At 71.0% G+C, this 6,007-nt stretch carries 5 protein-coding genes; all 5 read left to right on the top strand.

The window, feature by feature from the left end:
• Nucleotides 1–304: serine hydrolase (locus tag CCN37_RS19130; protein ID WP_143261680.1), on the top strand; the 304-nt coding region annotated here is incomplete at its 5' end.
• Between the two features lie 286 nt (nucleotides 305–590).
• Nucleotides 591–2,381, top strand: coding sequence for a methylmalonyl-CoA mutase family protein (locus tag CCN37_RS19125; RefSeq protein ID WP_086822718.1), 1,791 nt, complete (start codon nucleotides 591–593; stop codon nucleotides 2,379–2,381).
• Nucleotides 2,381–4,585, top strand: a complete 2,205-nt coding sequence (gene scpA, locus CCN37_RS19120; protein WP_086822715.1) for a methylmalonyl-CoA mutase — start codon at nucleotides 2,381–2,383, stop codon at nucleotides 4,583–4,585. Before CCN37_RS19125 ends, scpA begins: the two co-directional genes overlap by 1 nt.
• A complete protein-coding gene (meaB, locus tag CCN37_RS19115; protein ID WP_086822712.1) occupies nucleotides 4,585–5,571 on the top strand; it encodes a methylmalonyl Co-A mutase-associated GTPase MeaB in 987 nt (328 codons plus the stop codon). Before scpA ends, meaB begins: the two co-directional genes overlap by 1 nt.
• An 18-nt stretch (nucleotides 5,572–5,589) precedes the next feature.
• Nucleotides 5,590–5,961, top strand: a complete 372-nt coding sequence (locus tag CCN37_RS19110; protein ID WP_210408109.1) for a hypothetical protein — start codon at nucleotides 5,590–5,592, stop codon at nucleotides 5,959–5,961.
• Nucleotides 5,962–6,007 lie beyond the last annotated feature (46 nt).

The raw sequence follows: 6,007 nt of genomic DNA, 5'->3' as shown, positions 1-6,007 counted from the left end.
GCGAGCAGCCGCCGCATCGCCCGAGTCGTGCGCGGCGATGCGGCGGCTGCTCGCGTTGCAGGTGTGGCCACACCGGCTCGCGTCCGGTTTCCCCTTCGACGACGTGCGGGTGGCGGGCAAGACCGGCACGCTGCCGACGCTGCGCAACGAGGTCGGCGTCGTCGAGTACCCCGACGGCGGGCGCTACGCCGTGGCCGTGTTCACCGCGAGCGTGCGCACGTCTCTCACGCTGCCCGCCGCCGATGCCGTCATCGGCACCACCGCCCGCCTCGCCGTCGACCACCTCCGCGCGAACACCCCCTGACCCACCACCCGTCCGACCCCGGCCGCCCAGGTCCACCTCAAACCCGGCGACGGCCACGTCGTCACCCCGCGCGCCGCGAATGCCGCGTTTGGTGCGTTGAACTCACTGAATGACTCATTCAGGGCGCTCAAGTACCTCAATGAGTCATTCAGGGCATAAGGGGGTGCGGCGCGAGCGGGGGTGGAGTGGGGTGGCTAGGGGATTGGCTAGAGAAGGGGTCGAATAGGGGTGAGAGTTGCCACCTTGATCGACCCCGGCCTGCGACGGAGTGACTACGATCCCCCGCATGACGCTGCCGTCCGAGCTGTCCCTCGCCACCGACTTCCCAGCGGTGAGCAGAGAGGACTGGCGCGCACTGGTCGCTGGTGTGCTGAAGAAGTCCGGTGTGGACACTGAGGGGCTGGAGCGGCCCGAGGACCGGTTCGCGCGGACCACCTACGACGGGATCACCGTCGCGCCGCTGTACACCGCCGAGGACGTGGTGCCCGCCGTCGGAGTGCCGGGGCTCGCGCCGTTCGTGCGCGGCGGCCAGGCCGGCCGCGAAGCGTGGGACGTGCGCCAGCGCCACACCCTCGCCGACGCGAAGGCCACCAACGACGCGATCCTGGCGGACCTGGAGAACGGCGTCACCTCGCTGTGGCTGACGGTCGGAGCGCAGGGCCTGCCCATCGACAAGCTCGGCGAAGCCCTCGACGGCGTCTACCTCGACCTCGCCGGAGTCGTCCTGGACGCGGGAGCCGACTCGGCCCGCGCGGCGGAGGCGTTGCTCGCGCTCACCGACGAGCCCAGCGGCAACCTGGGCTTCGACCCGCTCGGCCTGGAAGCGAAGACCGGCGTCGCGGGTGACCTCGCGGAGATCGCGGCCTACGCCAACCGCGCGCCGAACCTGCGGGCGGTCATGGTCGACGCGCTGCCCTACCACGACGCGGGCGGCAGCGACGCCGAAGAGCTAGGTTGCTCCCTGGCCGCCGCAGTGGCCTACCTGCGGGTGCTCACCGACGCGGGACTGTCCGTTGTGGACGCTTTCCGACAGATCGAGTTCCGCTACGCCGCCACCGCCGACCAGTTCCTGACGATCGCGAAGTTCCGCGCCGCGCGGCGGCTGTGGGCTCGCGTGGCAGAACTCTCGGGCGCCCCCGACGAGCCGCAGCGGCAGCACGCGGTCACGTCCTCGGCGATGATGACCGCCCGCGACCCGTGGGTGAACATGCTGCGCACGACGCTGGCGACCTTCGCGGCGGGAGTCGGCGGCGCGGACTCCGTGACGGTGCAGCCCTTCGACGCGTGCCTGGGCCTGCCGGACGACTTCTCCCGCCGCATCGCCCGCAACACGCAGTCGCTGCTGCTGGAGGAGTCCCACGTCGCGCGGGTGCTGGACCCGGCGGGCGGCTCCTACTACGTGGAGAAGCTGACCGACGACCTCGCCACCGCGGCCTGGGAGTGGTTCACCGAGATCGAGCGCGCGGGCGGGTTCACCGCCGCGCTGCGCGAAGGACTGATCGCCCGGCGGCTGGACGACACGTGGGCCAAGCGCCTCAAGCGGATCGCCCACCGCAAGGACGCGATCACCGGCGTCAGCGAGTTCCCCAACCTCACCGAGAAGCTGCCCGTGCGCCCGGCCGCCCCCGCGCGACCCGAGGGCGGACTGCCGCGCCGCCGCTACGCCGAGCCGTTCGAGCAGCTGCGCGATGCCGCCGACGCCGCGCCGAGCAGGCCGAAGGTGTTCCTGGCGACGATCGGCACGGTCGCGGCCCACACCGCGCGCTCGACCTTCGCGGGCAACCTCTTCCAGGCCGGGGGCATCGAGACCCCGGCGGCCGGTCCGGGCACCGACCCCGACGCCATCGCGAAGTCCTTTGTGGACAGTGGAGCGGTGGTCGCGTGCCTGTGCGGGCACGACAAGGACTACGCCGAGCACGCCGAACCGGTGGCTCGCGCGCTGAAGGAGGCGGGCGCCCGGACCGTGCTGCTCGCCGGGAAGCCGGGAGAGCGGGAAGGGGTCGACGGCTACGTGTACGCGGGCTGCGACGCCCTCGACGTCCTCCGGACCACCCTGAGCCAGGCAGGAGCGCTCTGATGGCGCCGCACATCCCGGACTTCGGCAACCTCGACCTCGGCGCGCCCGCGAGCGCACCGGGTGTCCAGCAGTGGCGGGACCGGCTCGACCAAGACCCGGCCGAACTGCTGTGGGAGACGCCGGAGGGCATCCCCGTCCAGCCGCTGTACACGGCGGAAGACCTTGCGGGACTTGACTTCCTGAACACCTACCCGGGCGCCACGCCGTACCTGCGCGGGCCGTACCCGACGATGTACGTCAACCAGCCCTGGACGATCCGGCAGTACGCGGGCTTCTCCACCGCCGAGGAGTCCAACGCCTTCTACCGCCGCAACCTCGCCGCCGGGCAGAAGGGCCTCTCGGTCGCCTTCGACCTCGCGACGCACCGCGGCTACGACTCCGACCACCCGCGCGTGCCCGGCGACGTCGGCATGGCGGGCGTGGCGATCGACTCCATCTACGACATGCGCCAGCTCTTCGACGGCATCCCGCTGGACAAGATGAGCGTGTCCATGACCATGAACGGCGCGGTCCTGCCCGTGCTGGCGCTCTACATCGTCGCCGCCGAGGAGCAGGGGGTGGCGCCGGAGAAGCTGACCGGGACCATCCAGAACGACATCCTCAAAGAGTTCATGGTCCGCAACACCTACATCTACCCGCCGCAGCCCTCGATGCGGGTCATCTCCGACATCTTCGCCTTCACCTCGCAGAAGATGCCGAAGTACAACTCGATCTCCATCTCCGGCTACCACATCCAGGAAGCCGGGGCGACCGCCGACCTGGAGCTGGCCTACACCCTCGCCGACGGCGTCGAGTACCTGCGCGCCGGACGCGAAGCCGGACTGGACATCGACGCCTTCGCACCGCGCCTGTCCTTCTTCTGGGCGATCGGCATGAACTTCTTCATGGAGGTCGCCAAGCTCCGCGCGGCGCGCCTGCTGTGGGCGAAGCTGGTCAACCAGTTCGAGCCGAAGAACGCCAAGTCGTTGTCGCTGCGTACGCACAGCCAGACCTCGGGCTGGTCGCTGACCGCGCAGGACGTCTTCAACAACGTCGCCCGCACCTGCGTGGAAGCCATGGCGGCCACTCAGGGGCACACGCAGTCCTTGCACACCAACGCCCTGGACGAAGCGCTCGCGCTGCCGACCGACTTCTCCGCGCGCATCGCCCGCAACACGCAGCTGTTGCTCCAGCAGGAGTCCGGCACCACCCGGGTGATCGACCCGTGGGGCGGCAGCGCCTACGTCGAACGCCTCACCTACGACCTCGCCCGCCGCGCTTGGAGCCACATCCAGGAGGTGGAGGCCGCTGGCGGCATGGCCAAGGCGATCGACGAGGGCATCCCGAAGCTGCGCGTGGAGGAAGCCGCCGCGCGCACCCAGGCCCGCATCGACTCCGGCCGCCAGCCGGTGATCGGCGTGAACAAGTACCGCGTGGACGCCGACGAGGCGATCGAGGTGCTGAAGGTCGACAACAAGGGCGTCCTCGCCCAGCAGTTGGACAAGCTGCGCCGCCTGCGCGAGGAGCGCGACGAGCAGAGCTGCCAGGACTCGCTGAGCGCGCTGACCAAGGCCGCCGAGGCCGCGATCACCGGCAGCCGGGGACCGGGCCTGGACCAGAACCTGCTCGCCATGGCCATCGACGCCGCGCGCGCCAAGGCCACCGTTGGTGAGATCTCCGACGCGCTGGAGAAGGTCTACGGTCGGCACGCGGGGCAGATCCGCACCATCTCCGGGGTCTACCGGCAGGAGGCCGGGGAAGTGAGCAACATCGAGAAGACGCGCCGCGCCGCCGAGGAGTTCGAGCTCGCGGAGGGCCGCAGGCCGCGCATCCTGGTCGCGAAGATGGGCCAGGACGGCCACGACCGCGGCCAGAAGGTGATCGCGACGGCCTTCGCCGACCTGGGCTTCGACGTGGACGTCGGCCCGCTGTTCCAGACCCCCGCCGAGGTCGCAACGCAGGCGATCGAGGCGGACGTGCACATCGTCGGCGTCTCCTCGCTGGCCGCCGGGCACCTCACGCTGGTGCCCGCGCTGCGCAAGGAACTGGCCGACCTGGGCCGCGAGGACATCATGATCGTGGTCGGCGGCGTCATCCCGCCCGGCGACTTCGACGAGCTGTACGAGGCGGGCGCCACCGCGATCTTCCCGCCCGGCACGGTGATCGCCGACGCCGCGCTGGACCTGCTCGCCCAGCTCTCCCAGCAGCACGGGCACGCCGCCTGATGGCAGCCAAGCCGGTCGAGGTCGGCCAGTACGCAGACGGGGTCCTCGCGGGCTCGCGGGCCTGGATCGCGCGCGCGATCACGCTGGTGGAGTCGCGCAGGGCCGACCACCGCGCCGCCGCTCAGGAACTGTTGACGGAGCTGCTGCCGCACGCGGGCAAGGCGCGGCGCGTCGGCATCACCGGCGTTCCGGGCGCGGGCAAGTCGACCTTCATCGACACCCTCGGCACCTCGCTGACCGAGGCCGGGCACCAGGTCGCCGTGCTCGCGGTCGACCCGTCCTCCACCCGCAGCGGCGGCAGCATCCTCGGCGACAAGACGCGCATGGCGAAGCTCGCCGTGGACCCGCGCGCGTTCGTCCGGCCCTCGCCGACCGCGGGCACGCTCGGCGGCGTCGCCAAGGCCACGCGCGAGACGATCGTGGTCATGGAGGCCGCGGGCTACGACGTGGTCCTGGTCGAGACGGTCGGCGTCGGGCAGTCCGAGGTCACCGTGGCGGACATGGTGGACACGTTCCTGCTGCTCACCCTCGCACGCACCGGCGACCAGCTCCAGGGCATCAAGAAGGGCGTGCTGGAGCTGGCCGACGTGATCGCGGTGAACAAGGCCGACGGCAACCACGCCCGCGAGGCGAAGAAGGCGTCCAGGGAGCTGGCCGGAGCGCTGCGGCTGCTGCGCATGGGCGACGACGGGTGGGACCCGCCGGTGCTCACGTGCAGCGCGCTGGAGAACACCGGCGTCGACGACGTGTGGTCGAAGATCATCCAACACCGCGACCAGCTCTCCGCCTCCGGAGCCCTGGACGCGTTGCGGCGCAGGCAACTCCTGGGCTGGACGTGGACGATGGTGCGCGACCAGCTGCTCCAGGACCTCGCCGAGCACCCCAAGGTCCGCGAGCTCGGCCCGTCGCTAGACCAGCAGGTCGCGGACGGCACACTCACTCCGGCCCTGGCGGCTCAGCAAATCCTGGCAGCCTTCCGCGACTGAGCTTGTACCGTTGGCCGCGTGTGCGAGTACGCGTTCACCAACTACAAGCTGCACTTCGTGTGCACCGAGTGCCGCCTGAGCTTCAAGCGGCACTTCCCGGAGCAGGGCCACCAGCACCTGTGCCCGACGTGCGCGTCGCCGATGCGGTGCGCGGGCCACGACTTCGCCGCTCCGACCCGGCACGACGTGCGCGCGTGGTCTGTCGTGGCGGCGGTGGTCGGCGAAGGACTGCGCTACGAGGGCTTCGAGCCCTGCGGCTGCGGCAGGGACCCGAAGTACCGGCCGCGCACCCGCGCCGAACTCCGTGCTCGTCGCGCGGCCGCCCGGCGCGAAGGCGTTCCGCTGGCGGAAGCACTGGCGCGCAGGGACGCCCACCTCGCCGAACGCTGATTGCAACCGCATCGTGGTGTGAGCGGGTGATCATTCCCGATACGCT

The organism is Allokutzneria sp. NRRL B-24872 (genome assembly GCF_002155965.1).
In the GTDB taxonomy this organism is placed as follows: domain Bacteria; phylum Actinomycetota; class Actinomycetes; order Mycobacteriales; family Pseudonocardiaceae; genus Allokutzneria.
Note: the sequence above shows the minus strand (reverse complement) of the source record. Positions and strands in the feature narration are given on the sequence as shown.

Coding starts and splice junctions, on each gene's coding strand:
- CCN37_RS19125 (WP_086822718.1), top strand. CDS start 591: ATGACGCTGCCGTCCGAGCTGTCCCTCGCCACCGACTTCCCAGCGGTG.
- scpA (WP_086822715.1), top strand. CDS start 2,381: ATGGCGCCGCACATCCCGGACTTCGGCAACCTCGACCTCGGCGCGCCC.
- meaB (WP_086822712.1), top strand. CDS start 4,585: ATGGCAGCCAAGCCGGTCGAGGTCGGCCAGTACGCAGACGGGGTCCTC.